At 62.7% G+C, this 24,733-nt stretch carries 24 protein-coding genes; 15 read left to right on the top strand and 9 right to left on the bottom strand.

Going from position 1 to position 24,733, the window contains the following annotated elements; translation table 11 throughout:
• Nucleotides 1-6: 6 nt before the first annotated feature.
• Both AB3G88_RS03270 and AB3G88_RS03265 read right to left on the bottom strand, forming a co-directional pair.
• Nucleotides 7-1,200, bottom strand: coding sequence for a multidrug effflux MFS transporter (locus tag AB3G88_RS03270; protein ID WP_099583562.1), 1,194 nt, complete (start codon nt 1,198-1,200; stop codon nt 7-9).
• An 84-nt stretch (nt 1,201-1,284) separates the two neighbouring features.
• A complete protein-coding gene (locus AB3G88_RS03265) occupies nt 1,285-1,482 on the bottom strand; it encodes a heavy-metal-associated domain-containing protein (RefSeq protein ID WP_480453194.1) in 198 nt (65 codons plus the stop codon).
• Between the two features lie 147 nt (nt 1,483-1,629).
• On the opposite strand from AB3G88_RS03265, the gene AB3G88_RS03260 reads away from it, so the two are divergent.
• The 3 genes from AB3G88_RS03260 to cueR all read left to right on the top strand — a co-directional run bounded on the left by AB3G88_RS03260 (nt 1,630) and on the right by cueR (nt 4,676).
• Entirely contained in the window at nt 1,630-2,010 is a 381-nt protein-coding gene (locus tag AB3G88_RS03260) for a hypothetical protein (RefSeq protein WP_480453192.1), read from the top strand.
• Between the two features lie 66 nt (nt 2,011-2,076).
• Complete coding sequence (locus tag AB3G88_RS03255; protein WP_480453190.1) at nt 2,077-4,278, top strand: heavy metal translocating P-type ATPase; 2,202 nt, start codon at nt 2,077-2,079, stop codon at nt 4,276-4,278.
• Nucleotides 4,275-4,676, top strand: a complete 402-nt coding sequence (gene cueR, locus AB3G88_RS03250; RefSeq protein WP_112193266.1) for a Cu(I)-responsive transcriptional regulator — start codon at nt 4,275-4,277, stop codon at nt 4,674-4,676. Before AB3G88_RS03255 ends, cueR begins: the two co-directional genes overlap by 4 nt.
• A 371-nt stretch (nt 4,677-5,047) precedes the next feature.
• On the opposite strand, the gene AB3G88_RS03245 is transcribed toward cueR, so the two are convergent.
• Nucleotides 5,048-5,947 carry a PA4780 family RIO1-like protein kinase gene (locus tag AB3G88_RS03245; RefSeq protein WP_480453187.1) on the bottom strand — a complete coding sequence of 300 codons (900 nt, stop codon included), beginning with the start codon at nt 5,945-5,947 and terminating at the stop codon, nt 5,048-5,050.
• Between the two features lie 124 nt (nt 5,948-6,071).
• Nucleotides 6,072-7,349 carry an acetyl-CoA C-acetyltransferase gene (locus tag AB3G88_RS03240; protein ID WP_112193262.1) on the bottom strand — a complete coding sequence of 426 codons (1,278 nt, stop codon included), beginning with the start codon at nt 7,347-7,349 and terminating at the stop codon, nt 6,072-6,074.
• Nucleotides 7,350-7,454: 105 nt separating this feature from the next.
• Here AB3G88_RS03240 and AB3G88_RS03235 point away from each other — a divergent pair, with 105 nt between their 5' ends.
• Both AB3G88_RS03235 and AB3G88_RS03230 read left to right on the top strand, forming a co-directional pair.
• The gene (locus AB3G88_RS03235) at nt 7,455-8,798 is read left to right on the top strand and encodes a 3-oxoacyl-ACP reductase (protein WP_250926324.1); all 1,344 of its coding nucleotides are present in this window, start codon (nt 7,455-7,457) and stop codon (nt 8,796-8,798) included.
• Nucleotides 8,799-8,800: 2 nt separating this feature from the next.
• On the top strand, nt 8,801-9,649 hold the full coding sequence (locus AB3G88_RS03230) for a MaoC family dehydratase (RefSeq protein ID WP_480453185.1): 849 nt from the start codon (nt 8,801-8,803) through the stop codon (nt 9,647-9,649).
• 96 nt (nt 9,650-9,745) lie between these two features.
• Here AB3G88_RS03230 and AB3G88_RS03225 read toward each other — a convergent pair whose 3' ends face one another.
• Complete coding sequence (locus AB3G88_RS03225; protein ID WP_480453183.1) at nt 9,746-10,150, bottom strand: response regulator; 405 nt, start codon at nt 10,148-10,150, stop codon at nt 9,746-9,748.
• A 47-nt stretch (nt 10,151-10,197) separates the two neighbouring features.
• Entirely contained in the window at nt 10,198-10,395 is a 198-nt protein-coding gene (locus AB3G88_RS03220) for a Flp family type IVb pilin (RefSeq protein WP_112193254.1), read from the bottom strand.
• Nucleotides 10,396-10,724: 329 nt separating this feature from the next.
• Here AB3G88_RS03220 and cpaB point away from each other — a divergent pair, with 329 nt between their 5' ends.
• The 8 genes from cpaB to AB3G88_RS03180 are packed head-to-tail and all read left to right on the top strand — an operon-like array spanning nt 10,725 to nt 18,131.
• The gene (gene cpaB / locus AB3G88_RS03215; RefSeq protein WP_158878336.1) at nt 10,725-11,663 is read left to right on the top strand and encodes a Flp pilus assembly protein CpaB; all 939 of its coding nucleotides are present in this window, start codon (nt 10,725-10,727) and stop codon (nt 11,661-11,663) included.
• Between the two features lie 19 nt (nt 11,664-11,682).
• Nucleotides 11,683-12,900, top strand: coding sequence for a type II and III secretion system protein family protein (locus tag AB3G88_RS03210; protein ID WP_099583574.1), 1,218 nt, complete (start codon nt 11,683-11,685; stop codon nt 12,898-12,900).
• Nucleotides 12,897-14,090: a CpaE/TadZ family protein gene (locus AB3G88_RS03205; RefSeq protein WP_099583575.1), complete on the top strand. Its 1,194-nt coding sequence runs from the start codon at nt 12,897-12,899 to the stop codon at nt 14,088-14,090. The genes AB3G88_RS03210 and AB3G88_RS03205 overlap by 4 nt, the downstream gene beginning before the upstream one ends.
• Nucleotides 14,087-15,358, top strand: coding sequence for a TadA family conjugal transfer-associated ATPase (locus AB3G88_RS03200; protein WP_099583576.1), 1,272 nt, complete (start codon nt 14,087-14,089; stop codon nt 15,356-15,358). The genes AB3G88_RS03205 and AB3G88_RS03200 overlap by 4 nt, the downstream gene beginning before the upstream one ends.
• A gap of 10 nt (nt 15,359-15,368) precedes the next feature.
• A complete protein-coding gene (locus AB3G88_RS03195; protein WP_099583577.1) occupies nt 15,369-16,250 on the top strand; it encodes a type II secretion system F family protein in 882 nt (293 codons plus the stop codon).
• Between the two features lies 1 nt (nt 16,251).
• Nucleotides 16,252-17,139 (top strand): type II secretion system F family protein, encoded by an 888-nt coding sequence (locus AB3G88_RS03190; RefSeq protein WP_480453177.1) that lies wholly within the window; start codon nt 16,252-16,254, stop codon nt 17,137-17,139.
• Nucleotides 17,140-17,149: 10 nt separating this feature from the next.
• Nucleotides 17,150-17,854 (top strand): tetratricopeptide repeat protein, encoded by a 705-nt coding sequence (locus tag AB3G88_RS03185; RefSeq protein ID WP_099583579.1) that lies wholly within the window; start codon nt 17,150-17,152, stop codon nt 17,852-17,854.
• A gap of 10 nt (nt 17,855-17,864) precedes the next feature.
• A complete protein-coding gene (locus tag AB3G88_RS03180; RefSeq protein WP_112193246.1) occupies nt 17,865-18,131 on the top strand; it encodes a DUF3613 domain-containing protein in 267 nt (88 codons plus the stop codon).
• A gap of 11 nt (nt 18,132-18,142) precedes the next feature.
• Here the strand turns inward: AB3G88_RS03180 and AB3G88_RS03175 are convergent, their stop codons facing one another.
• Both AB3G88_RS03175 and AB3G88_RS03170 read right to left on the bottom strand, forming a co-directional pair.
• Nucleotides 18,143-18,925 (bottom strand): response regulator, encoded by a 783-nt coding sequence (locus tag AB3G88_RS03175; RefSeq protein ID WP_191959600.1) that lies wholly within the window; start codon nt 18,923-18,925, stop codon nt 18,143-18,145.
• Between the two features lie 126 nt (nt 18,926-19,051).
• Nucleotides 19,052-19,501 (bottom strand): prepilin peptidase, encoded by a 450-nt coding sequence (locus AB3G88_RS03170; protein WP_480453174.1) that lies wholly within the window; start codon nt 19,499-19,501, stop codon nt 19,052-19,054.
• 72 nt (nt 19,502-19,573) lie between these two features.
• Here AB3G88_RS03170 and AB3G88_RS03165 point away from each other — a divergent pair, with 72 nt between their 5' ends.
• Together AB3G88_RS03165 and AB3G88_RS03160 are read left to right on the top strand one after the other, a co-directional pair.
• Nucleotides 19,574-20,017, top strand: coding sequence for a TadE/TadG family type IV pilus assembly protein (locus tag AB3G88_RS03165; RefSeq protein ID WP_112193241.1), 444 nt, complete (start codon nt 19,574-19,576; stop codon nt 20,015-20,017).
• On the top strand, nt 20,014-22,752 hold the full coding sequence (locus AB3G88_RS03160) for a PAS domain-containing sensor histidine kinase (protein ID WP_480453173.1): 2,739 nt from the start codon (nt 20,014-20,016) through the stop codon (nt 22,750-22,752). Before AB3G88_RS03165 ends, AB3G88_RS03160 begins: the two co-directional genes overlap by 4 nt.
• Here AB3G88_RS03160 and AB3G88_RS03155 read toward each other — a convergent pair.
• A complete protein-coding gene (locus tag AB3G88_RS03155) occupies nt 22,737-24,683 on the bottom strand; it encodes a pilus assembly protein TadG-related protein (RefSeq protein WP_480453171.1) in 1,947 nt (648 codons plus the stop codon). The genes AB3G88_RS03160 and AB3G88_RS03155 overlap by 16 nt on opposite strands.
• Between the last annotated feature and the right edge of the window lie 50 nt (nt 24,684-24,733).

Genomic DNA, 24,733 nt, shown 5'->3' with positions numbered 1-24,733 from the left:
CGCTCGTCAGACCTGCGCTTGCGCGGCTCTCGCCCGTTGCAGGCGCTGGGTCGACACGGCCACCGTCACCGCCAATACACCGCACAGGCTGATGACCATCGCCATCGGCATGGCCGTGCCATCGTGCAACACCCCCACCAACGACGCCGCCCCCGCCGCCACACCAAACTGGATGCAGCCAAGCAATGCCGACGCACTGCCGGCCCGTGCGCCCTGCCCGCTCATCGCACAGGCTGAGGTATTGGGCAAAATGCAGCCCAGGCTGGCGATGCAGATAAACAGTGGCACCAGCAATGGCCACAGCGCATCAGTGCGCAACGCGGTGATGCCCAGCAGCGTCAGGCCTGCCAGCAGATACACCCACACCGAACGCGACAGCAAAAACGCCGGGCCACGCTTGGCCAGCAGGCGTGCGTTGAGCTGCGCCACCAGGATGAAGCCTGCGGCGTTGGAGCCAAACACCCAGCCGTAATGCTCGGCGGGCACGCCATACAGCTTGATAAACACGAACGGTGAACCGGCGATGTAGGCAAACATCCCGGCAATCGACAGCGCGCCGGTGAGGGCGTAGCCGAGGTAAACCCGGTCGGACAGCAACCCAAAGTAGCGGCGCAACGAGCCCGACAACGGCTGGCGCGGCTGATGGGCCGGGAAGGTCTCGGGCAGGCCGAATGCCACAGCAACGGCGGCCATCACACTGAAGATCGTCAACGCCAGGAAGATCGACTGCCAGCCCCACAACCCGACCATCACCCCGCCGGCCAGCGGCGCGAGGATGGGCGCCAGGCCGGTCACCAGCATCAATTGGGAAAACACTTTGGCCGAACCCACGGCGTCGCATTTGTCGCTGACCACCGCGCGGGAAATCACCATGCCGGCGCACCCGCCCAGGGCCTGCACGAAGCGGGCGCCGATCAGCCAATCCAGGGAGGGCGCGTAGGCGCAGGCGAAAGAGGCCAGGGTGAACAGGGTCACGCCGCTGAGCAGCGGCCCGCGTCGGCCGAAACGATCCGCCAGCGGGCCGTAGATCAATTGGCCAATGGCCAGGCCGGCGAAGTACACCGCCAGGGTCAGCTGGATGTGTTTTTCATCGGTGGCGAAGGCCGTGGCCATTGCCGGAAAGCCCGGCAGGTAAAAGTCGATCGCCAGCGGCGCGAAGGCGCTCAAGGCACCCAGGATCAGGATTATGCGAAGGTTCATCAGGCACCCAAGAGAGTCGGCAGCCCGACAGTCTAGCCGGGCCTGGGTGCCTTGAACATAACGATAGCTCGCTAACTATTAAAATCAGGCGAGCGTGGCGCTGTAGCCTTCCTCGGTGATCAGGCTGATCACCTTTTCGGCAGACAGGCGGCTTTCCACGCCCACTTCCTTTGCCGCCAGATCGACCTTCACACTGGCCGCCGGGTCCTGGCTCTGCACCGCCTGGGTCACGGCCTTGACGCAATGGCCGCAGGTCATTCCTTCAACGCTGAATACTTGCATGACATGACTCCTTTGATGAGGTTGAAACCAGTCTCGACCTTGCCACGATGGCAAGGTCAAGTTCTGAAAAAATCGGCCGGGCTGGTATTCGGCGGCACTGTCGGCCAAGCTTGAGCCATCTTTGATTCATACCACGGAGCATTCGCCATGCGCTGGTCGTTTTTTGCCCTTGCCGGCTTGATGAGTTTGTCTGCCGCTGCGCCCATGGCCAGTGCCGATCAAGACTATGCGGTGCTGATCATTTCCCGGGAGCGCCTGGAAGTGCTGACCAACTGCGAGATCGGCCTCTACCTGAATGACCAACTGGCCGGCCGGCTGTTCCAGGAACAGGCCACCTCCTTCAACCTGCCCGCTGGCGATGTGTCACTGCGCCTGAAACTGCTGCCGGGCCAGGCGCCGGGCTGCCTGCCAGGCCTGCTCGCCCCGCCCGCGCGGAACATCACGCTCAAGGCCGGTGATGTACGCAAGCTGCGGATTGCCCAAGGCCCGGACGGCATGTACCTCAAAGCCGCTGCATTGGACTACTGAAGGCGCTTGACCTTACCCACAGGTCAAGGTTGATCCTAGGGGCAACTTCTCCTGGAGGACTGCCCCATGAATGGATCCACCACCTTTGATCTGCCCATCAGCGGCATGACCTGCGCCAGTTGCGCCGGGCGTGTCGAGCGTGCGCTGGGCAAGGTGCCGGGGGTGCAAAGCGTCAGCGTCAACCTGGCCAATGAGCGTGCCCACGTTCAAGTGCAGGGCCAGATGGACCCCGCCGTGCTGATCGCTGCCGTCGACAAGGCCGGTTACAGCGCGAGCCTGCCCCAAAGCGAAATAGCCACCGAGACCGATCAAGCCCAGCGCCGGCACCGCGAGCGTTGGTCGCTGCTGCTGGCGATTGCGCTGGCCCTGCCGTTGGTGCTGCCGATGCTGGTAGAGCCCTTCGGCCTGCACTGGATGCTCCCGGCCTGGGTGCAATTCGCCCTCGCCACCCCCGTGCAATTCATCTTTGGTGCGCGCTTCTATATAGCCGCCTGGAAAGCTGTGCGCGCCGGTGCCGGCAATATGGACTTGCTGGTGGCCATCGGCACCAGCGCCGGTTATGGCCTGAGTATTTACGAATGGCTCACCGCCCAGGCTGGAATGGCGCCGCACCTGTACTTTGAAGCATCGGCGGTGGTGATCGCCCTGGTGCTGCTGGGCAAATACCTGGAAAGCCGCGCCAAACGCCAGACCGCGAGTGCCATCCGAGCCCTGGAGGCCTTGCGCCCTGAACGCGCCCTGCGTGTACAGGATGGGCGCGAAGAGGATGTCGCGATCAGCGCGCTGCAGCTCAATGACCAGGTGCTGGTCAAACCCGGCGAGCGTTTCCCGGTGGACGGTGAAGTGATCGAAGGCCAAAGCCATGCCGACGAGGCGCTGATCAGCGGCGAAAGCCTGCCGGTACCCAAACAACCCGGCGATAACGTCACCGGCGGCGCCATCAATGGTGAAGGTCGCCTGCTGGTGCGCACCACCGCCCTTGGCGCTGAAAGTGTGTTGGCACGCATCATCCGCCTGGTGGAAGACGCCCAGGCCGCCAAGGCGCCGATTCAGAAACTGGTGGATAAAGTCAGCCAGGTCTTCGTCCCCGCCGTACTGGTACTGGCGTTGCTCACGCTGGTGGGTTGGTGGCTGTACGGTGCGTCGCTGGAAACGGCGATTATCAACGCCGTGGCGGTGCTGGTGATCGCCTGCCCCTGCGCCCTCGGGCTGGCCACGCCGACTGCAATCATGGCCGGCACGGGTGTTGCCGCCCGCTATGGCATCCTGATCAAAGACGCCGAAGCCCTGGAACGCGCCCATGAGGTGAGCGCCGTGGTCTTCGACAAGACCGGCACCCTTACCTCCGGCACGCCAAAGATCGCGCACCTGGTCGCGGTGGATGGCAATCAAGCCGTGCTGCTGCAACAGGCCGGCGCGCTGCAACGTGGCAGCGAACATCCGCTGGCCAAGGCCGTGCTGGATGCCTGTAACGAACAAGGGCTGAAGGTGGCGGATGTGAGCGCCAGCCAATCCCTGACCGGACGCGGTATTGCAGGCACCCTCGACGGCCGGCCATTGGCTCTGGGCAATCGCCGCCTGCTGGAGGAAAGCGGCTTGAGCGCGGGGGACCTGGCAGGCTCCGCCAACGACTGGGAAGCCGAAGGCCGCACCTTGTCCTGGCTGATCGAACAGGGCCCGCAACCGCGCGTGCTCGGGCTGTTCGCCTTTGGCGACACCCTCAAGCCCGGTGCGTTGGCAGCCGTTGAGCAACTCAAGGCCCGGCACATCAGCAGCCATTTACTGACCGGCGACAATCGCGGCAGCGCCCGCGTGGTCGCGCAAGCGTTGGGCATCGACGATGTGCACGCCGAAGTACTGCCCGCCGATAAGGCCGCCACCGTCGCCGCGCTTAAAAAAACCGGCGTAGTGGCGATGGTCGGTGACGGCATCAACGACGCCCCAGCCCTGGCTGCCGCCGATATCGGCATCGCCATGGGCGGCGGCACCGACGTGGCCATGCACGCCGCCGGGATCACCCTGATGCGCGGCGACCCGCGCTTGGTGCCGGCCGCCCTGGAGATCAGCCGCAAGACCTATGCAAAAATCCGCCAGAACCTGTTCTGGGCCTTTGTGTATAACTTGATCGGTATCCCCCTGGCCGCATTCGGCCTGCTCAACCCGGTGCTGGCGGGCGCGGCCATGGCCTTGTCCAGCGTCAGCGTGGTGAGCAATGCTCTGCTGTTGAAAACCTGGAAACCCAAGGACCTGGAGGATCAACGCCCATGAACATCGGCCAAGCCGCTCGCCAAAGCGGGCTGAGCGCGAAGATGATTCGCTACTACGAATCCATCGGCCTGCTCAAAGCCGCCCACCGCACGGACAGCGGCTACCGTGTGTACGGCCCGCAGGATTTGCACACGTTGGCGTTTATCAAACGCTCGCGGGATCTGGGGTTTTCATTGGAAGAGGTCGGCAAGCTGCTGACCCTGTGGCAGGACCGGCAACGGGCCAGCGCCGACGTGAAGGCCCTGGCCCGCCAGCACATTGACGAGTTGAACCACAAGATTCGCGAGCTGGAGCAACTGCGCGATACCTTGCAGGACCTGATGGAGCACTGCCAGGGCGATCATCGACCGGACTGTCCGATACTCAAAGAGTTGGCAGCGGGAAACTGCTGCGGCTGACAGGCTGTGCAAAAATCATTGTGGGAGGGAGCTTGCTCCCGATGGCGGTGGCTCAGTTAAAGATACTGAGACTGACCCACTGCTATCGGAGCATAGCTATCTACACAACTCTCAAAGGCTTATACATAACTCTGTGGTGAGCGGGCTTGTCCCGCGCTGGGCTGCGCAGCAGCCCCAAAACCAGGCAACTTGGTTTTTCTGAAAAAACGCGGTGGCTTTGATGGGGCTGCTTCGCAGCCCAGCGCGGGACAAGCCCGCTCACCACAACAGCCCAGTTGCCATAGATTCAGTATCCACGGGAAGTTGTGTAGATACCTATTGCTATCGGAGGCAGGCCTCCTCCCACATTTTTAACCTCATCTACCCTGAGATCACTGCATCCAGGGCGGCGGCGGTGGCTCGTCCGGCACTTTGCTAGATGGCGCATCGTCTGCCGCTCGAATCGCCTGCTTGCGCTCTTCATCCAGCCGCGCCGCTTCAATCTCGCGGATCACGCCGCCCACATCCGCCAACTCTTCCGGCTCGTCGAACTCACCGGTCAAGACGCTGGCCGGGTGCAAGGTGCCGGCTTCGTACAGCGCCCACATTTCCTTGGCGTACTTGGTCTTCTTCAACTCCGGGGCAAAGCGTCCGAAGTAGGAAGCCATGTTGCCCACGTCGCGCTCCAGCATGTTGAACGCATGGTTGTTGCCCGCCGCATCGACCGCCTGGGGCAGGTCGATGATCACCGGGCCGGTAGGCGTCAGCAGTACGTTGAACTCGGAAAGGTCACCGTGCACCAGGCCGGTACACAGCATCAGCACGATCTGGGAAATCAGGAAGGCGTGGTATTCGCGCGCCTGATCCGGCTCCAGTGTCACGTCGTTCAGACGCGGCGCCGCATCGCCGTATTCGTCGGCCACCAGTTCCATCAACAGCACGCCTTCAAGGAAGTCGTAGGGCTTGGGCACGCGAACGCCCGCGCCGGCCAGGCGGAACAACGCCGCCACTTCGGCGTTCTGCCAGGCTTCCTCGGTTTCTTTCTTACCGAACTTGGAGCCCTTGGCCATGGCCCGGGCCTGACGGCTGTTACGGACCTTACGGCCTTCCTGGTATTCGGAGGCCTGACGAAAGCTTCGTTTATTCGCCTCCTTGTAAACCTTGGCGCAACGCAATTCGTTGCCGCAGCGCACCACATAAACAGCTGCTTCTTTACCACTCATGAGAGGGCGCAGCACTTCGTCGACCAGACCGTCTTCGATCAGGGGTTCAATGCGTTTAGGAGTCTTCATCAGCTTTTATTGTGGGTCCTTTATTACCAAATACGCGTATGGCACTCGTTATACGGCAATCGGCTCGCCGGTGGGAGGGGCTACCGACCGTTGATTGCTTAAGAATGCATCCAATATGCCAGTTTCAACGCTCAATGATCGCCGTCACGCCTTGGCCGCCCGCGGCGCAGATCGAAATCAGCCCACGGCCCTTGCCTGCTGCATCCAACAATTTAGCCAGGTTGGCAACGATGCGCCCACCGGTGGCGGCAAACGGGTGGCCGGCGGCCAGGGAACTGCCCTTCACATTGAGCCGGCTGCGGTCGATGGCACCCAGCGGTGCGTCCAGCCCGAGGCGGGTCTTGCAGTAGTCCGCATCTTCCCAGGCCTTGAGCGTACACAACACCTGAGCTGCGAAAGCTTCATGAATCTCGTAGTAATCGAAGTCCTGCAACGTCAGACCATTCCTCGCCAGCAGACGCGGCACCGCATACACCGGCGCCATCAACAGGCCTTCGGCGCCGTTGACGAAATCCACCGCCGCCGCTTCGCCGTCGCGCAGGTACGCCAGGATCGGCAAGCCCCGCTCTTTCGCCCACGCCTCACTGCCCAGCAGCACCAGGGATGCACCATCGGTGAGCGGCGTGGAGTTGCCGGCGGTGAGCGTGCCCTTTTCGCTGCGTTCGAAGGCCGGCTTGAGGGCGGCGAGTTTTTCCGGCGTCAGGTCGGGGCGCAGGTTGTTGTCGCGGGTCAGGCCCAGAAACGGGGTGAGCAGATCGTTGTGCCAGCCTTCGGCATAGGCGGCCGCCATTTTCTGATGGCTCTGCAGTGCAAGCTGGTCCTGCTCGGCGCGGGGGATCTGCCAGGTCTGCGCCATCAACTCACAGTGCTGGCCCATGGACAAACCGGTGCGGGGCTCGCCATTGCGCGGCAGTTCGGGCTTAAGGTGATGGGGACGAAGTTGTAACAGGACTTTTAATTTATCCGCCATGGATTTGCTGCGGTTGGCTTGCAGCAGGAGCTTGCGCAGCCCTTCATTCACCCCAATCGGCGCGTCGGACGTCGTGTCGACCCCGCCGGCGATGCCGCATTCGATCTGGCCCAGGGCAATCTTGTTGGCCACCAGCAATGCCGCCTCCAGCCCGGTGCCGCAGGCCTGTTGGATGTCATAGGCCGGGGTTTGCGGCGACAGGCGTGAGCCCAGCACGCATTCGCGGGTCAGGTTGAAGTCCCGCGAATGCTTGAGCACCGCACCCGCGGCCACTTCGCCCATGCGCAGGCCGTGCAGGTTGTAGCGTTCGATCAAGCCTTCCAGCGCGGCGGTCAGCATCGCCTGGTTGCTCGCGGTAGCGTACGGGCCATTGGAACGGGCGAACGGAATGCGGTTACCACCAATGATCGCTACACGGCGCAATTGAGTCATGGAAAGCTCCCTCTGTCTGTTATGGGCTTGATCACTGAGCCTAGTCGAACGACTGCTACCCTGGGATGGTCAACCCTTTGAACCCCAGCCTTCGGAGAGCGTTCCATGTCTGACCGTTATATCGACTTCGCCAACTCAAGCCTCGGCCATCGTCTGGTCGCCGCCCTTGGCCTGCCGTCACCGGTACGCCTGGAACGCTGGCAAGCCGGACGCCTGCGCCCTGTAGACGGTGCACTGCTGCTGGGCGGTGGTGCCCTGGCGAGCAAGGTGCAGGCATTTGCCCACAAACTCACTGACGCGACTTACACCTACGGCGCCGAGTCATCCACCTGGATTCCCGGACACGGCCCCAAGCTCAAAGCCGTGGTGTTCGATGCCAGCGAGTTGCAACACACCGACCAGCTCAAGCAACTGCGCGAGTTCTTCCAGCCGCTGATGAAAAACCTCGCCAACAGCGCTCACCTGGTGATCCTCGGCCGCGCTCCGGAAAATCTCAGCGAACCGTTTGCCGCCAGCGCCCAACGCGCCCTGGAAGGCTTCAGCCGTTCACTGGCCAAGGAACTGCGCAACGGCGGCGTGTTGCAACTGCTGTACGTCGGCGAGGGTGCCGAGGACCAGTTGGAAGGCGCGCTGCGTTTCTTCCTCTCGCCGAAAAGCGCCTACATCTCTGGCCAGGTGATCCGCCTGCAGGCTTGCGCCACCCCCGTCGAGGATTGGACCCGCCCACTGGCCGGACGCAAAGCGCTGGTCACTGGCGCGGCGCGCGGCATCGGCGCGTCCATCGCCGAAACCCTGGCCCGCGACGGTGCCGAAGTCATCCTGCTGGATGTGCCGCAAGCCAAATCCGACCTCGAAGCCCTCGCCGCGCGCCTGGGTGCGCGCACCGTGGTGCTGGATATCTGCGCCGAAGACGCCGCCGGCCAGTTGATCGAACACTTGCCCGATGGCCTCGACATCCTGGTGCACAACGCGGGCATCACCCGTGACAAAACCCTGGCCAACATGACCCCGGAATATTGGGACGCGGTGCTGGCGGTCAACCTCAATGCGCCACAAGTGCTGACCCAGGCGCTGCTCGACAGCGGCCGCCTGCACGACAACGCCCGCGTGGTGGTGTTGGCCTCTATCAGTGGCATCGCCGGCAACCGTGGGCAAACCAACTACGCCGCGAGCAAGGCGGGTTTGATCGGACTGGTGCAGGCATGGGCGCCGTTGCTCAAGGAGCGCGGGATCAGCATCAACGCCGTGGCGCCAGGGTTTATCGAAACCCAGATGACCGCGCATATCCCGTTCGCCCTGCGTGAAGCCGGGCGCCGCATGAGTTCCCTGGGGCAAGGCGGTTTGCCCCAGGACGTCGCCGAAGCCGTGGCCTGGCTCGGCCAGCCGGGCTCCGGCGCGGTCAGCGGGCAAGCATTGCGGGTGTGCGGGCAAAGTCTATTGGGAGCGTAAATATGGAATGGCAGACCTTAGGCAATACTCCGTTTCTGCCGCCGTTGTATTGGCGGGCGGCGCTCAAGCGCAAAATTACCGGCAGCACGCTGCCTGAGCAGGGCCTGCGCTGTCGGGTCAGCGTCAACCCCGGGGACGTGGCGGCGTATCGCAAGGTCTGCGGCTTTGCCGACAGCCCGATCCTGCCGGCGACCTATCCGCACATCCTGGCGTTTGGATTGCAGATGCAGCTGCTCACGGACAAGGCATTTCCCTTCCCGTTGCTGGGGTTGATCCACCTGAGCAATCGCATTCGCATCCATCGACCGCTGGGCGGCGTAAACGAGCTGTGCATCGCTGTGCACACGCAAAACCTGCAACCTCACGCCAAGGGCGCAACCTTTGAGGTGGTGACCACTGTCGAAGATGCTCTCGGCGTGCTGTGGGAAGCCGAGAGCTGGATGCTCTGCCGAGGCGTAAAACTCGAAGGCGTAGCAGCCGATGACACCCAGCCCACTCCTGCGCAGATCAGCGAACTGACCCGCTGGAAAGCCCCCACCGATATCGGCCGTCGTTACGCGAGGGTCTCCGGCGACTACAACCCGATCCACCTGAGTGCGCCGACTGCCAAATTGTTTGGCTTCCCCCAGGCCATCGCCCATGGACTCTGGAACAAGGCGCGCACACTTGCGGCCCTCGGTGAGCACCTGCCCGCTGCCAATGTGGAAATCGACGTAGTGTTCAAGAAGCCGGTGCGCCTGCCCAGCGAAGTGATATTGCACAGCAGCGCCTCCGGTTCCAGCGGTGAATTACTGCTGAAAGGCGCCGCAGACATTGAACATATGCTGGGTAAATGGCGGCCAATCGCATAAAAACCGCCGATCTCGGACGAGGCTCTCGACAGCCTCAACCGCAAGCCGCGGTACTCCTTGAGCTTCAGTTATCAACTCTGACGAGGTGCACAGTGCTCACGAGGATGAAGGCTTGATGAGCGGAAACAGGCTATTGAGCGTATCGATCAACCGCACCAGATAGATGGGCTTGCGAAACAGGTCGAGCACCTGCAGGCGCAACATGTCGCTGACATCATCCATCTCGGCATGACCCGACATCACAATCACCGGCAGGTGCGAGCGTGAGGTGTGTTCGCGCAGGCGCTTGATCAAGGAGATCCCGCTTTCTTCGGGCATGCGCAGGTCGGTGATGACCAGGGCAATATCCGGGTGAAGTGTCAATTCTTGCAAGGCAAAGGTGACGGAGGTGGCGGTAAAGCAGACGAATCCCTCGTTTTCGAGAGATTCGGCGAGCTCGCTCAGGGCTTCCTTTTCATCGTCCACCAATAAGATTTGCTGGCGTGAAGAAGATGCGCTCATGGCCGTACCTGCAAGGGAAAAGATCGAATGACTGGCACATCCTGGCATCAAGTCCCTGTTGGCATTTTGGTCGACATGTTGGTGAAGATGGTACTTATCTTGGTGCCCAATCCGGTCCCTGCACCGACAATGACCAGGGCAACCAGCGCCACAATAATGGCGTATTCAATACCTGAGGCACCCTCGCTGCGTTTGAAGAACAGTTGCGTCTGCACGTAAAGCTTCACTATCAGGTCAAGGAACATATGACTTCTCCCTAAAGCGCCACGGATTGCCGGTACGGCTCTAGCACGATCTACGCGGCGTGCCACTAGAGCATTGTCAACAAACCTTGGGCTCACAACTGTAATAACGAGTTAATCACAAAGTATTAGTCGCAAAGTTGGCGTCATAAAACCAAGCGTTCAAGGAGGCGGATCTTTAGTTCCGGTAAATTTTTTGTCAGGTAATGGCATTTCGTCCTAGCTGAGCTACCTTCAAATAGCCAAATCGTTAGATGTTCATCACAGCCAGGTTGCGAATTAACTCGTTTGGATTGGCGGGACTGTAGTGCAACCGGAAAGGGAGAGCCGTCATGAACAGTCGTATCAGCATGATCCTGGCTGGCGTGCTGTTGGTCGGGGCGTTGATCGCGGGGTATTGGGGGCTGGTGCTGAGCCGCCAACCCGCCCCCGTCGCCGAACCTGTCATTTCTGCTGAAAAACCCGCCGCTGCCGCCGAAGACCAGACCCGCCTCCCGGTCGTGGTGCTGGTGCGCGATGTGCCGCCTTTCGTGGCGCTGACCGAAACCGACCTGGCCGTGGAAAAGCTGCGCACGGTGCCTGCCGGCAGCCTGACCCAACTTGACCAGGCGATCGGCCGCACCCCCCAGCGCCCCCTGAGCGCCGGCACTTGGCTTAATCAGGAAAGCTTCAGTACGGGCGGCCCGCTGGCCCGCATGATTCGCCCCGACGAGCGCGCACTGGCGGTTGCGGTCGATGAGGTGGTGGGTGCCGGTGGCCAACTGAGCCCCGGCGATTACGTGGACGTGCTGCTGTTTCTGCGCCAGGAGCCGGGTAACGCCGAGCCGTCGGCGCAGATCGTGGTCCCGGCGATGCGCTTGCTCAGCGTCGGCGACCAATTGGGTCTGACCAACGATGGCCAACCCGCCATGCCGCCGCCGGTCACGGCCGAAGAACGTATCCAGGCCGCGCAACGCCGGGCCGCTGCACGCAGCGTCGTGCTCGCCGTGCCGGAGCCTCTATTGAGCCGCCTGATGCTCGCCACGCAAGCCGGTACGTTGCGCCTGGCCGTACGCAGCGCCGACGAGCAACTGCTCAGCCGCTATTGGGCCGGCGACAGCGATGCGGCGCAAAAACTGCAAAGCGCCAACCGCGACCTCTACCAATTCACCCAACTGGCCATGAGCGCGCCGCCCAAACGCGTCGCCGTCGCCGTCACCAGCGGAGGGCCAAGCGTACGACGTGGCATTGAAGTGATTCGCGGCGCCCAAGCGGCGCCGCAAAACCCGTGATTGAGCAAGGATGCCTTGAATGAGCCATCGCTATGCCCCGCTGTTCACGCACATCGCCTGCGCCCTGATGCTGTCGAGCCTGTCGGTCGGCCTCGCAGTGGCGGCGCCGGGCAACTGCAGCGCCCTGGGCCAGTTGCCTGCCGTGGTCGAGGTGGGCGAAGGGCTGCAACAGGAACTGCAGTCGCCGGTGGCGATTACGCGCCTGGCGATTGGCGACCCGAAGATCGCCGATGTGCGGGTCCACGGTGACCGCAATTTTCTGCTCACCGGTGTCGGCGCGGGCGCCACCAGCCTGCTGGTGTGGACCGCCTGCGCCAGCGCGCCGCGCCAGAGCATGGTGTTCGTCAAGGGCAAGGCTACGTCGGCGCTGACCAGCCTGTCGCTGTCGCCGTCGGAGGACCCGTCGCTGCCCAGCCAGGTACAGACCGATATCCGCTTTGTCGAAGTCAGCCGCACCAAGCTCAAGGAAGCCAGCACCAAGTTTCTCGGCATGGGCACCAACTTTTTCCTCGGCAGCCCGAACTTGCTGTCGCCCTCCGAAGGCGTGTTCAAACTGCCGGTGAGCACCGACAGTTTCAACGTCGGCTTTGGCGGCGGCCGCGTCAAAGCCATGATCAACGCCCTGGAACGCAGCGGTTTTGCCTACACCCTCGCGCGCCCGAGCCTGGTGGCCATGAGCGGCCAGAGCGCGACCTTCCTCGCGGGCGGCGAAGTCCCGGTGCCGGTGCCCAGCGCAGGCAGTGACACCATTTCCATCGAGTACAAGGAGTTCGGCATCCGCCTCACCCTGACCCCCACCGTGATCGACCGCAACCGCATCACCCTCAAGGTGGCGCCGGAAGTCAGCGAACTGGACTACAGCAACGCGGTGGTGATCCAGGGCATCCAGGTGCCGGCCCTGACCGTGCGCCGCACCGACACCAGCGTGTCCCTGGCCGATGGCGAAAGCTTCGTGATCAGCGGCCTGATCAGCAGCAATAACCGTTCGACCATCAGCAAGTTTCCAGGCCTGGGTGACATCCCGATCCTCGGTGCGTTTTTTCGCGACTCCAACATCAACCGTGAAGAAAAAGAACTGCTGATGATCGTCACGCCGCACCTTGTCCAACCGCTGGCGGCCAACGCTCGCTTGCCCTCTTTGCCCGGCGAAAAACTGCGCAGCTACGACCCGAACTGGTACCGCATGTTTTTCCTCGAAAACGGCAACTTCGACCGTCGCAGCGGACTGTCCCAATGAGCGATAGCCTGAGCCAGACGTTTCTGGCAATCACCCGCAACGACACCGACCTTGAATGGCTGCAGGGCGCCCTTGCGCCACTGGGCCAGGTGGTCAGTGCCGGCAGTGGCTCGCTGGATGAATTGCTCGCCCTGGTGGACGTGACCTTCGCCAACCTGGTGTTCGTGGGCCTCGACCGGGAAAACGTGGTGGCCCAGAGCGCACTGATCGAAGGTGCGCTGGAGGCCAAGCCGATGCTCGCGGTGGTCGCCCTTGGCGACGGCATGGACAACCAGTTGGTGCTGAACGCCATGCGCGCTGGCGCGCGGGATTTTGTTGCCTATGGCTCACGCTCCAGCGAAGTCGCCGGCCTGGTGCGGCGCCTGAGCAAGCGCCTGCCGCCCGTCACGTCGAATGCGCAACTGGGCGGGCTGACCGTGCTGTATGGCACCCAGAGCAATGCCGACGGCGCGATGCTGGCGACGCACCTGGCCATGGTGGTGCAGAAAAGCGGGCAACAGACGCTGGTGCTGGACCTCGGCCTGCCGCGCAGCGACAGCCTGGCGCTGCTGGGCCTGGAAAGCACCTTCAATTTCGGCGATGCGCTGCGCCATTTGCGCCGCCTTGATACCACGTTGATCAACAGCGCATTCACCACGGCCAAGGACGGCCTGCGTATCCTCGCGTACGCCACCGGCGACGAACCGCTCAAGCTCACCAGCGCGGCCGAACTGTTCATGTTGCTCAGTGCACTGCGCCAGCATTTCCAGCACATCGTCGTCAACATCACCGGGCAACCGGACAGCGAAGCGCTGCGCACCTTTGTCAGCCACTGCGACAAGCTGCTGTGGTGCACCGACCAGAACGTCCTGGACTGTCGCCGCAACCTGGCAGTCCTCAACCGCTGGCGCGACAAAGGCATGAAGCTCGATCACGCCAAGCTGGTGATCGATCGCTACATCAAGTCATGCGCGCCCGACACCGAAGCGCTGGAAAAAAGCTTCGGCCTGCAGTGCATCGCCGTCCTGCCCTTGAGCGCCGAACTGCGCCTGAACGTGAAAAACCAGGGCCAGACCCTGTTTGTCCTGGCGCCCCGCGAACCCTTGACCCAAGCCGTGCGCGCCTTGGGCGAGCGTCTGGCGAAACGCTCCGAAGGCCTGGAAAAACCGTCAATGCGCTGGTTTGAACGCATCCTGGGGGCTGGACGATGAGCGGCGAAAAACTCTTCGGCGGGCCCGCCCGCAACGCCAATGGCAAAAGCGATAACGACGGCCTGAAGCTGGTGCTGCATCGCTACATCATCGACGCCATTGAAGAATCGGGCAGGAACCTGCTCGAAGGCACGCGCCAATCCCTCGCGCAATTTGTCATCGACAAAGTCTCCGAATACATCACGCGCATGCGCCTGGCAATCTCGCGCTATGAAATGGAGCGGCTGGCCGAAGAGATCGTCGACGAACTCACAGGTTTCGGCCCGTTGGAAGTGCTGCTGCGCGACCCGTCGGTGACCGAGATTCTGGTCAACGGGCCGCATCGGGTATTTATCGAACGCGAAGGCCTGCTGCACCAGAGTGACCTGCGTTTTATCGACGACCATCACGTCGAGCGCGTGATGCAGCGCATCCTTGCGCCACTGGGCCGACGCCTCGACGAGTCGTCGCCGATGGTAGATGCGCGTCTGCCCGATGGCAGCCGGGTCAATGCGATCATCCCGCCGATAGCCCTGGACGGGCCGTGTCTGTCGATCCGCAAATTTCGCAAGGACATGCTCAAGAGCAGCGACCTGGTAGCCATGCAGACCATCGACCAGAGCATCTTCGAGTTCTTCCAGGAGGCCGTCGGCAAGCGCTGCAATATTCTGATCAGCGGCGGCACGGGCACCGGCAAGACCACACTGCTCAATATCCTCAGTCAGTTGATCAACCCCCGTGAACGGCTGGTGACCATCGAAGACGTTGCCGAACTGCAACTGGGGCACCCCCACGTCGTGCGCCTCGAAACCCGCCCGCCGAATGCCGAAGGCCATGGCGAAGTGCGGTCCAGCGACCTGATCCGCAACGCCCTGCGGATGCGCCCGGACCGCATCATCCTCGGCGAAATTCGCGGCGTCGAAGTGCTCGATGTGATGACCGCGATGAACACCGGTCACGACGGTTCCATGAGCACCGTGCACGCCAACAATGCGCAGGATGCGTTGCTGCGCCTGGAAACCCTGGTGGGGTTGACCGGTCGTGTGGTCGCGGAAAAAACCCTGCGCCAGATGATCTGCGCCGCACTGGACGTCATCATCCAACTCACGCGCATGCCCGATGGCCGCCGCTGTGTGAGCGAAGTGGTGGAAGTGGTCGGCGTGCGCGATGACGTGTATGTCACCAATACCCTGTTCCGCCTGGACCGGCGCACCGGCTTCGGTTTCCTGCGCGAAGCCATCCACCCCGCAGGCGACAAACTGCGCCGCGAATCGGCCTTGCCGCTATAGGGGGCGCTGAATGACCGGACCCTTGCTGCTGCTTATTTGCCTGCTGCTGATCGGCCTGTCGCTGTGGCTGTTCGACAACAGCCTGCGCAAGGCCCAGACCGACCGCGTGCTGGAACGCCTGGGCGACGGGCAGCCCGAGACCGCCGAAGCGAGCACGTCCTGGAGCGGTCTTGAGCGCATGTTCCTGCGTGCAGGGCTGGGTAAGCCCACCGACCGCCTGGGCCTGTGGTTGAGTGCGTGGGTGATCGGCGCCCTCTTCGGCTACCTGCTGGGCGACGGCTGGGGCCTGTTCACGATGATCGTCGGCCCGCCGTTGGTGCTGCGCCTTTACATCGGTTGGCGTTACCAGCGCCGCGTCCAGCGTATGGTCGAGCAACTCCCGCAGTTGCTCGACCACAGCGTGCGCAGCCTCAAATCCGGCAGAACCCTGGCCGACGCGGTGTTGGGCGGCATCGAAGGTGTCGAAAACCCACTCAAGGAGGCCATGGGCCGCGTACAGCGTAACGTGCGCATGGGCGTCAGCCTGCCCGACTCGGTCAGCGACTTCGCCGAGTTCTACGAACAGGACGAGTTTCGCCTGTTCGCCCTGGGCCTCAAGGTCAACCACCGCTACGGCGGCAATGCCAGCGAACTGCTGGAAAACCTGATCAGGATGATCCGCGAGCGCGAACAGGCCTCGCGTCAACTCAAGGCCATGACCGGCGAAACCCGCATGACCGCCTATGTGCTGGGCGGGCTGCCGATCTTGATGGTGGCTTACTTCATCCTGGTCAACCCCGGCTACCTGATGACCATGTGGAATGACGACACCGGGCGCCACATGTTGCTGGCTGCCACCGCGATGGACCTGACGGGCACGTTCGCCATGTGGCGCATGTTGAGGAGTGTCTGAGATGGTGCTTCTGGTGGGTGCCCTGTTGTTTCTCGCGGCGCTGGTCCTGGTGGGCGGTCAGTTGCTGGAGCATCGGCGCCGCGAGCGCCGGGTGACGGAACGCCTACAGGGGCGCATCACCAGCGAAGCCAGGCTCGGCTCGCTCATCCGGCTACTGGGCGCAAGCTCGTTGGCCCAGGGCTCGGTGAGCCTGGACAGCGAAACGCAGACCCTGCTCAACCGCGTAGGCTGGCGCAAATCCAGCCAACGCTCGCTGTTTGCCGCACTGCAGATCGGCGTGCCATTTGTACTGATGGCCTTGACCCTGCTTGGCCAGGAACTGCTGTTCCCCGAGGTGGAACCAATGTGGATCGCCCCGCTGCTGGCCCTGGGCGTCGGCTACCTGCTGCCCAAGCGCGTGCTGGCCACCGCCGCCAGATACCGCCAGCAGCGCATCGCCAGGGAAATCTCCACGTTTATCCCGCTGCTGCGCATCCTGTTCGAGTCGGGCATGGCGATTGAACAATCGTTGCGCGTACTGGGCAGCGAGGCGCAACGCTTGCTGCCCGACCTTACCCACGAATTGCGCCTGATCCTGGCGCGGGTCGATTCCGGCCTGGAACTGGGCGAGGAGCTGGGCAAGACCGCGCACTTGCTGGAAGTCGACGAGTTCACCGACACCTGCGTCATCCTCCAGCAGTTGATCACCCAGGGCGGCGGCGCAATGAAGTCCCTGCTGGCGCTCAAGCAATTGCTCGACGACCGGCGCCTGACCAATCTGCAGGAATTCATCTCGAAGATGTCGGCGAAGATGTCGGTGGTGATGATGGTGTTTCTGTTTCCGGCATTGTTGATTGTCCTCGGCGGCCCGGCCTTTATCGGCATCGCCCGAGCCCTGGTCCATTTTTAAGGAGCACCCGATGAAACCACTGATTGCCGCCATGGCCCTGCTGCTGCTCGGCGGTTGCGCCAGCAACGGGCAGACGCCCTGGGCCTCATTCACGTCGCCCGGCAGTTGCGCCAAGCCCAGTTCGGAACAGGACCTGGCGCTGAACCTGGCCGACGACATGGCCAACGAAGACAAGCTCCACGCCAGCCTGGCCAACCTGCAAAGCCTGCCCGATACGCTGCCCCAGGTGCGCCAGCGCAAGGCCCGCGCCTATCGCTTGCTGGGACGCAGCGAGGCCGAGCCGTTGTACCGCAGCCTGATCGGCACCTGCATGGCCGCCGAGGGTGAACACGGGCTGGGGCAATTGGCGGTGGCGCGGGGCGACAACGCCCAGGCGCTGGTCCATCTGCAAAATGCTGCGCGGCTGGCGCCCACCGACGAGAAGATCCGCAATGACCTGGGTGTGGTCTACCTCAACCAATCGCGCCTGGAAGAAGCGCGCTTTGAATTCTTGACGGCCATCGAGCTCAAGCAGAGCGACCCGCTGGCCGCCGTCAACCTGGTGACGTTGCTGATTTATCAGGACGACTGGGGACAAGCGGCCAAAGTGGTCAGCCAACTGGGCCTGAGCCCCGCGCAAGTCACCGAAGCCCAGGCGCGCGCGGCCAAACTCAAGCGCAGCCCTGCACGCAAAGTCGCGGCAGTCGCCGATGCCCTGCCCGTGACGATCAAGTAAGGAGTCGAGTATGAAAGCCCATTTACTGATGTGCCTGAGCCTGCTGCCGCTGGCCGCGGCAGCCATCGAGCCGGGGCCTTCGTCCCCACAGCAGGCTGAAACGGAAAATTGGCTGGCGCTGCAGGTCAATGGTCTCGCCGCGTCGCCCACCCCGCAAACCACCACGCCGGCGGAACGCGAACAGGCCCTGCAACGCTGGCTGGACAGCAACAAGCATCCGATCCCGGAATACTTTGAGTCGAAATCCAGCTCGTCCGGCGGTGGCGACAGTAAATGAAGTGATGAGCGTCAGTGCGCCGTGACCCGCTGACGCATGACCGAGTTACTCGGCGACAGCGCCAGCGCCAGTTGGGTGCGGTTGTGCATATGGGTCAGGCGCAACACCTGCGACACATACAGCTTGACGGTGTTTTCGGTGATGCCGAGTTCGCAGGCGATCTGGTAGTTGGTCTGCCCCTTGCCCACCAGACGGGCAACGTCGAGCTGACGCGGTGAGAGCTGATTGAACATGGCCGGGATTTCCACCGGCGCAGGCTCTTCGCCGACCGACTCGGCCGCGTCCGCCACGCTCGGGCTGCGACGCACCTTGTCGAGATCCTGATACAGATCGTTGATGGATTCGGAAAGGTATTGCAGCTTCAGGTTCAGTTGCCCCAGGTGCAATTCCTTCTGACGCTCCTCCAATGCGGCTTCCTGGCGCTGCAGGCCTTCGAGCAGTTCTTCGAGGTCGATCGGCTTCTGGTAGTAGTCCGAGATGCCGGCGCGCAGGGCCTTGATCACGTCCTGTTTATCGGCACGCCCGGTGAGCATGATCGCCTCGAACGCACGATGCTTGCCCGCGATGTTCTGCATGGCCTGGACCAGTTCGATCCCATCCATGTCCGGCATGTGCAGGTCGCACAACACCAGGCCAATCTCCGTGTCTTCGGTGAAGCGCTGCAAGGCATGGCGGCTGGATTCGCAAGGGACGCAGCGATAGCCGCTATTTTCGATAAATTCACAAAGCTCCTCGACGATCAGTGGTTGATCGTCGACCACGAGCACTTTTACAGCCGAAGTGAGCTTGTTCACACGTTACTCCATGCCTGGCAAGCCAAATGATTGACCTATCCCTTTCGACGCAGAATGTGAATCATCTGCTCAATAAACCTAGCCCTACTTTCCGACTATGTACATAGCGATAGAGGCCTTGTGCGACTAGTGGATCCAAAACCAATACAGGGCAAAACCTGTCAATACAAACGGTGCGAAAGGCTGCTTTCTTGACGTGCGCCTCGTCGCTGTTTCATGGCGCGCGCCAAGCCCTTGATGCACAAGCGACGAGGCCGCGAGCAGCGCCGCCGCAAGAATCAGCGACCACAGCAAATGATTCACCGTGGTGGCCAATCCCAGCGCCGCGAGCAGCTTTACGTCCCCCGCGCCGAAGCGGCCCAGCGCGTACCCCGGCAAGGTCAGCAGCAAGGCCAACACCAGCGCCCACGCGCCCTCGCCTGCTGGCGCACCCAGCCAGGTGCAGCCCGTCCACACCACATACAGCAGGGCCAGCAGCGCCGCGCCAAGGGTCAGCCCGTTGGCGATATGCCGCTGACGAAAATCCTGCACGGCACAGACACTCAGCCAAAGCAGCAACACCGCGGCATGGATCACGTAAAAAACATCCCTTTTTGCTGAATGATTCTATGCTGATATCAAGTAGTAGCCGTCAGGGTAGACGCAGTCATGAAAACCAGCCTCCCTAGAACGCAAAAAGGTGCCGCGGCGATTGAGTTCGCCTTGGTTTTCGGGATCTTTTTTGCGGTGTTCTATGGATTGATCAGTTACAGCCTGCCGCTGCTGTTGATGCAATCTTTCAATCAGGCGGCAGCCGAAGCGGTGCGCCAGGCTATGGCGGTCGACCCAGTGGCTGCCGGCACCGCGTATGGCACACAGGTCACCCAACGCGCCAAAGACACGGTCGTCAGCCAATTGAGCTGGATCCCCGCCAGTTTCAACTTTCAGAGCAGCTACATCAGTTCAACCTACGTCGGCACCACCCTGACCGTGGCGATCAGCTACCCCACCACTAATCTGTACTCCGTGTTCCCGGCGCTGGTGATACCCGGCGTGGGCACCGTCCCCAGTCTGCCGGCCAGCCTCTACGCGCGTTCGAGTCTGCAACTTTGACGGCGGGGGACAACCTCTTCGGGCGCCTGTTGGGCCGCACCGACGCCCTGGCCCGCGAAATAACGGCCATGCCCGCAACCGGGCTGCACGTGCACCTGGATCAGCTGGGCCATGTCCTGCACATCGGCGGCACCCTGCGCTCGCAACTCGCCGCACCCGCCGCCAGCGAGCACAAGCCACTGCTGCGTGAGCTGCTGTGCGCGGCCAGTGTCCTCAGCGTCGAGGGCAACCCCGCAGACTGGCAATACCAGAGCCTGGACCTGGATTTCCAGGCAAGCGCCGGCAAAGTCCTGCATCTGCGCGGCTGGATCGAGCCCGACGGCGACGGCTGGAACCTGCACCTGATGGACGTCAGCGACTTGCTCGCCGAGCACCAACAGGCCGGCGATCGCGAGGAGAACCATCAGCTCGCCAGCCGCATGAGCGAGCAGCTGCGCGTGTGCAGCCTGAGCCGCTTGCCGGAAGTGCTAAACGAACAACTGCGCAGCCTGTCGCAGCACTGGCACATTCCCTGTGTCGCGTTGGCGCTGCTGGATGATGAAACCCAGGGTTGGCGGATCTACAGCCAATACGCCGGCCACGACGCACCGACCTTGTGGCAGACCGACCAGCCCCTGGGCACCAGCCTCGACAGCGTCAATGGCAACGTCCCCTTGAGCCTGCCCAATGGCCGCAGCGACAACCCCCGGCTGCACAGCGTGTTCGGTGATGCCGACGGTTTTCTGGTGCCCTACCGCGATGGTCAGGGCGTTGCCGCGTGGCTGCTGTGCGGCTTTTATGATGGGCAGGCGCAGATCAGCAACACCGAATGGCTGCACCTGTGCGCCGCCCTCGCCGCGCCGCTGCTGAGCCGTTTGCGCGAGCAGCGCTACCATCAACAGCTGGAGCGCGTAGAAGCCTTGCAAGGCCTGCTCGGCACCGGCTGGTGGGAGTTGCTGCCGGCCTCCCGCGAAATCCAGCTCGCCCCGCAGTTGTTACGCAGCCTGGGCCAGGAAGACGGCGCCAGGCGCCAGCCACAGGCAGCCTGGCTCGAATTGATCCACCCCGCCGACCGCCAGGAGTTCGACAGCCGCCTGCACGATCTGCAAGTCCTGGGCAAACCGCTGCTCGCCAGCGTGCGCCTGCAACGCAGCGACGCCGACGGCCACCCGCTGTGGTACCGCGTGCAGGGCCAGGTGCTGGGGCTGGGCGACAGCCAGCGCTGGATCGGCGTGATGCTCGACATCAGCGATATCAAGAACCAGCAACTGCAAGCCGCCGCCGCCCACGCACGCCTGGACAACCTGATCGCCAGCGCTCCGGCCGTCATCTATGTACAGCGTTATGTCAGCGGCGCGCTGCACCCGGCGTTCTTCAGCGACAGCCTGCTGCCGCTGCTGGGCTGGACCCTCGACGACTGCAATCACGACAACCTGCTGTCGTTGATCCACCCCGACGACCGCGATGTCTATTTCGAACGCACCCGCCAACTGCTGCGCGAAGGCACCGTGCGCAGCCGCTACCGCGTACGCGACAAACGGGACCACTATCACTGGCTGCTCGACGAAGCCAAGTTGCTGCGCGATGACCTCGGTCTGCCGGTGGAAGCCGTCGGCCTATGGCTGGACGTGACCGAAGCGACCCTGGCCGCCGAGCACGTCAAGCAAAGCGAAGAGCGCTACCGCATCCTGGTAGAAGACTCACCGGCGATGATCTGCCGCTACCTTCCGGACCTGACCCTGACCTTCGGCAACACGCCGCTGGCCAACTACCTGGAATGCCCGCCGGCGCAACTGCCGGGGGTGAACCTGGGCCATTGGCTGTCGGACGAACAGCGCCAGGCCTTTGTGCAACGCATCCGCCAACTGACGCCGGAGTTCCCGGTGAGCACCGCCGAAATCAGCCTGGAACTGCCCGGCCGCGAGCACGCCTGGTGGGTGTGGTCTGACCGTGGAGTCTTCGACGCGCACGGCACACTGGTGGAAGTCCAGGCCGTGGGCCGCGATAACACCGAAGTACGCCGTTCCCAGCAACAACTGACCCAAAGCGCGAAAATGGCCACCCTCGGCGAAATGGCCACCGGGCTGGCCCACGAGATCAACCAACCGTTGAACGTCATGCGCATGGCCATCGTCAACGTGCTCAAACGCCTGAGCAGCGGCGACGCGCCGGTCGACTACCTCACCGAAAAACTCCAGCGCATCGACGCCCAGGTGCAGCGTGCGGCGCGGGTGGTTGACCATATGCGCGTGTTCGGCCGCCGCTCGGAAATCGAGCAGCAACCGTTTGATCCTGCACAGGCGGTCGAAGGCGCGTTGTCGTTGCTCAGCGAAGGGGTGAAGGGCAAAGGCCTCGATCTACGGGTGATACCGGCGGACTTTGTCGTGCAGGTCAACGGCTACGTCGATCAGCTCGAACAAGTGCTGATCAACCTGGTGGTCAACGCCCGCGATGCGCTGCTCGGCCAGCGTGAGAAAAATCCGCAGCTGCAGCCATGGATTGCGCTGCACAGCGAGCATGACAGTCGTCATGTGCGCATCTGGGTAGAAGACAACGCCGGTGGTATTGACCCGCGTCTGATGGAGCGGATTTTCGAGCCGTTCTTCACCACCAAGCCGATTGGCGTGGGCACCGGGCTGGGGCTGTCGGTGAGCTACGGGATTGTCGAGAACATGGGAGGACGCCTGAGCGTCAGCAATGGCGCCGACGGTGCGCGGTTTTGCGTGGAGTTGCCCATTCTTCAGATCACCAGATAGGCGCGGCCCATGTGGCAAGTGAGGTTGGCGCCGACTTCGGCGTTGCCCAGATTAATGCCCAGCGCCGCCAGCAGCGTGTTGACGATGGGATCGAGGATCGGCGCAAGCACGGTTTGGATCAGTCCAACCACGCTGCTGACGATTGACGCCAGTGCCGTCGTCACTGTGGCGGTGGGGTTGTTCGGCGAACTGCCGGTGGGCGGCACGTAAGTAACCTGCAAGCCGCTCAAGGTGGTGCCGAGGCTGTTGACGATGTTGGCGGTGCCGGGCGCGTTTTTATAGGTGGGTGTAGCGTTCATCTCCGCCACCGGCAGAAACACCATGGGGTTGGTCTGCGCCGCCACCGTGGTCAGGGCGCGCAGGTTCAAGCCGCCGCCGACACCAGCAGTACGCGGCCCGCAGATCAAGGTCAGCAGGCAGTATTTCTGGCCAAAATCGATCAGCCGGATCGGTTGCACAGTCACCGCCGCCGACGACGAAAACGCCGACACCGGGTCCACATAACCGACACCCAAGGTGGCAAGGGACGTGGTGGCCTGCACGGTCAGCGACTTGGTCGCCGGCGTGGCGCAACTGTAGTCGGTGACGTGGCTCTCGGCGCTGGCCGCTTCGATGTAAATCGACAACGTTTCGGTGATGTCCACATCCGCCACATTGCAGCCGACGACACACAAGATACCGCCCACCACAGCGGGCAGGTTCAGGTTGAGCAGGCCGCCGACCACCTTCGATACCGGGGTCGTCAAGCCCGCCAAGATGGACGAGACACCTGAGACCACTTTGAGGATCGGCGCCTGCACCACCACCAGGGTTCGCACTTGCGCGGTGCGCACGAAAATCTGGTCGGTTGGCGGGCTTTTCAACAGCCCGGCCTTGGCCAGCGCGGGGTTGCCTATCGCCGACAGTTGCGGCGCCTCAATCACCTTGGTCTGGATCGACACATTGCCCACCAGCGGAATACTCACCTGGGTCGCCGCGCTCACCGCACTTTTGCTGCTGGACAACTGCGCCACCGCTTCCAACAGTTGAAACAGCTGCACATTGGTGTTCAGCGCGGCGGCGGGCGTCCCGGTGGCGACTTTCAACAAGTCGCCTACTTTCAACAGTTGGGTAGTGGGGGCGATGGCCTTCACTGAGATCACATCGTTGATCACCGCCGTGGCCACCGCGCCATTTTTTTGCAGTACCTTCACGGTGGCATCGATCAGTTGGCTGGCGGACACGGCGGTGTTGAGCAATGCATCGTAGTCGCCAGCGGTCACGTTCAATTGCACCGCCAGTTGGTCAAGGAAGCCGAGCAGGTTGACGTTGGTCTGCAACAGCCCGTTCCAGCCGGCTGCCGTGATCGACAGGCTGCCGCCGAGCAGATTGCCGAGCGCCAGGTTGAGCAGCGGGGATTTGGTGGAATCGACCGTTGCCAGGCTGCTGCGAATCGTCAGTTGTGCGACCGGCGGTGCAAACGCGGCCACGGCGGTGGCGGTCAGCACCGTTTGCGTGGATATCGGCGTGCCGCTGAACATGTTCCAGATACCGCCGGCGATGCTGGTCATCACGCTGTTAGTCGCCACCACGCGGATTGCGTCGTTCTTGCTGGCATCGGCGGTGTAGACGCGGATATTGCTGGCGTTGGTTGCCAGTGAGCCGCAGGTCACGGCCAGGCCACGGGTGGTGTCGCCGGCGACCACGGTGAAGCCATTGCGGGTGGCGTTCTGTATGGCGAAGTCATTGGCGGTGGAGGTTGGCGTGCACACGCCGCTACGCCCCGCCGCTTCCAGGGCGGCGCTGTCGGCGATGGACTGCAATTTGCGCTTTTCCAGGTACAGGCGACCGCTGTCCACTGCCAGCAGCATGAAGACCATAGCCACGGCCAGGGTCCCGGCTGCCATCAAGCCAATCGCACCACGCTGTCTGAAACCAGGTCGGGGAGACATCAAGGCACTCCTTAGCGCTTACTCTCCGTAGGTGCTGTGGAGTGTAGACA

The organism is Pseudomonas arvensis, from assembly GCF_056688935.1.
This window is presented reverse-complemented; position numbering and strand designations above follow the sequence as displayed.

Excerpts from the sequence above, each read along its gene's own strand:
- AB3G88_RS03255 (WP_480453190.1), top strand. The coding sequence starts at position 2,077 with ATGAATGGATCCACCACCTTTGATCTGCCCATCAGCGGCATGACCTGC.
- AB3G88_RS03210 (WP_099583574.1), top strand. The coding sequence starts at position 11,683 with ATGAGCCATCGCTATGCCCCGCTGTTCACGCACATCGCCTGCGCCCTG.
- AB3G88_RS03165 (WP_112193241.1), top strand. The coding sequence starts at position 19,574 with ATGAAAACCAGCCTCCCTAGAACGCAAAAAGGTGCCGCGGCGATTGAG.
- AB3G88_RS03200 (WP_099583576.1), top strand. The coding sequence starts at position 14,087 with ATGAGCGGCGAAAAACTCTTCGGCGGGCCCGCCCGCAACGCCAATGGC.
- AB3G88_RS03245 (WP_480453187.1), bottom strand. The coding sequence starts at position 5,947 with ATGAAGACTCCTAAACGCATTGAACCCCTGATCGAAGACGGTCTGGTC.
- AB3G88_RS03235 (WP_250926324.1), top strand. The coding sequence starts at position 7,455 with ATGTCTGACCGTTATATCGACTTCGCCAACTCAAGCCTCGGCCATCGT.
- AB3G88_RS03180 (WP_112193246.1), top strand. The coding sequence starts at position 17,865 with ATGAAAGCCCATTTACTGATGTGCCTGAGCCTGCTGCCGCTGGCCGCG.
- cueR (WP_112193266.1), top strand. The coding sequence starts at position 4,275 with ATGAACATCGGCCAAGCCGCTCGCCAAAGCGGGCTGAGCGCGAAGATG.
- AB3G88_RS03260 (WP_480453192.1), top strand. The coding sequence starts at position 1,630 with ATGCGCTGGTCGTTTTTTGCCCTTGCCGGCTTGATGAGTTTGTCTGCC.
- AB3G88_RS03195 (WP_099583577.1), top strand. The coding sequence starts at position 15,369 with ATGACCGGACCCTTGCTGCTGCTTATTTGCCTGCTGCTGATCGGCCTG.
- AB3G88_RS03225 (WP_480453183.1), bottom strand. The coding sequence starts at position 10,150 with ATGAGCGCATCTTCTTCACGCCAGCAAATCTTATTGGTGGACGATGAA.
- cpaB (WP_158878336.1), top strand. The coding sequence starts at position 10,725 with ATGAACAGTCGTATCAGCATGATCCTGGCTGGCGTGCTGTTGGTCGGG.
- AB3G88_RS03265 (WP_480453194.1), bottom strand. The coding sequence starts at position 1,482 with ATGCAAGTATTCAGCGTTGAAGGAATGACCTGCGGCCATTGCGTCAAG.
- AB3G88_RS03205 (WP_099583575.1), top strand. The coding sequence starts at position 12,897 with ATGAGCGATAGCCTGAGCCAGACGTTTCTGGCAATCACCCGCAACGAC.
- AB3G88_RS03190 (WP_480453177.1), top strand. The coding sequence starts at position 16,252 with ATGGTGCTTCTGGTGGGTGCCCTGTTGTTTCTCGCGGCGCTGGTCCTG.
- AB3G88_RS03220 (WP_112193254.1), bottom strand. The coding sequence starts at position 10,395 with ATGTTCCTTGACCTGATAGTGAAGCTTTACGTGCAGACGCAACTGTTC.
- AB3G88_RS03270 (WP_099583562.1), bottom strand. The coding sequence starts at position 1,200 with ATGAACCTTCGCATAATCCTGATCCTGGGTGCCTTGAGCGCCTTCGCG.
- AB3G88_RS03230 (WP_480453185.1), top strand. The coding sequence starts at position 8,801 with ATGGAATGGCAGACCTTAGGCAATACTCCGTTTCTGCCGCCGTTGTAT.
- AB3G88_RS03155 (WP_480453171.1), bottom strand. The coding sequence starts at position 24,683 with ATGTCTCCCCGACCTGGTTTCAGACAGCGTGGTGCGATTGGCTTGATG.
- AB3G88_RS03240 (WP_112193262.1), bottom strand. The coding sequence starts at position 7,349 with ATGACTCAATTGCGCCGTGTAGCGATCATTGGTGGTAACCGCATTCCG.
- AB3G88_RS03185 (WP_099583579.1), top strand. The coding sequence starts at position 17,150 with ATGAAACCACTGATTGCCGCCATGGCCCTGCTGCTGCTCGGCGGTTGC.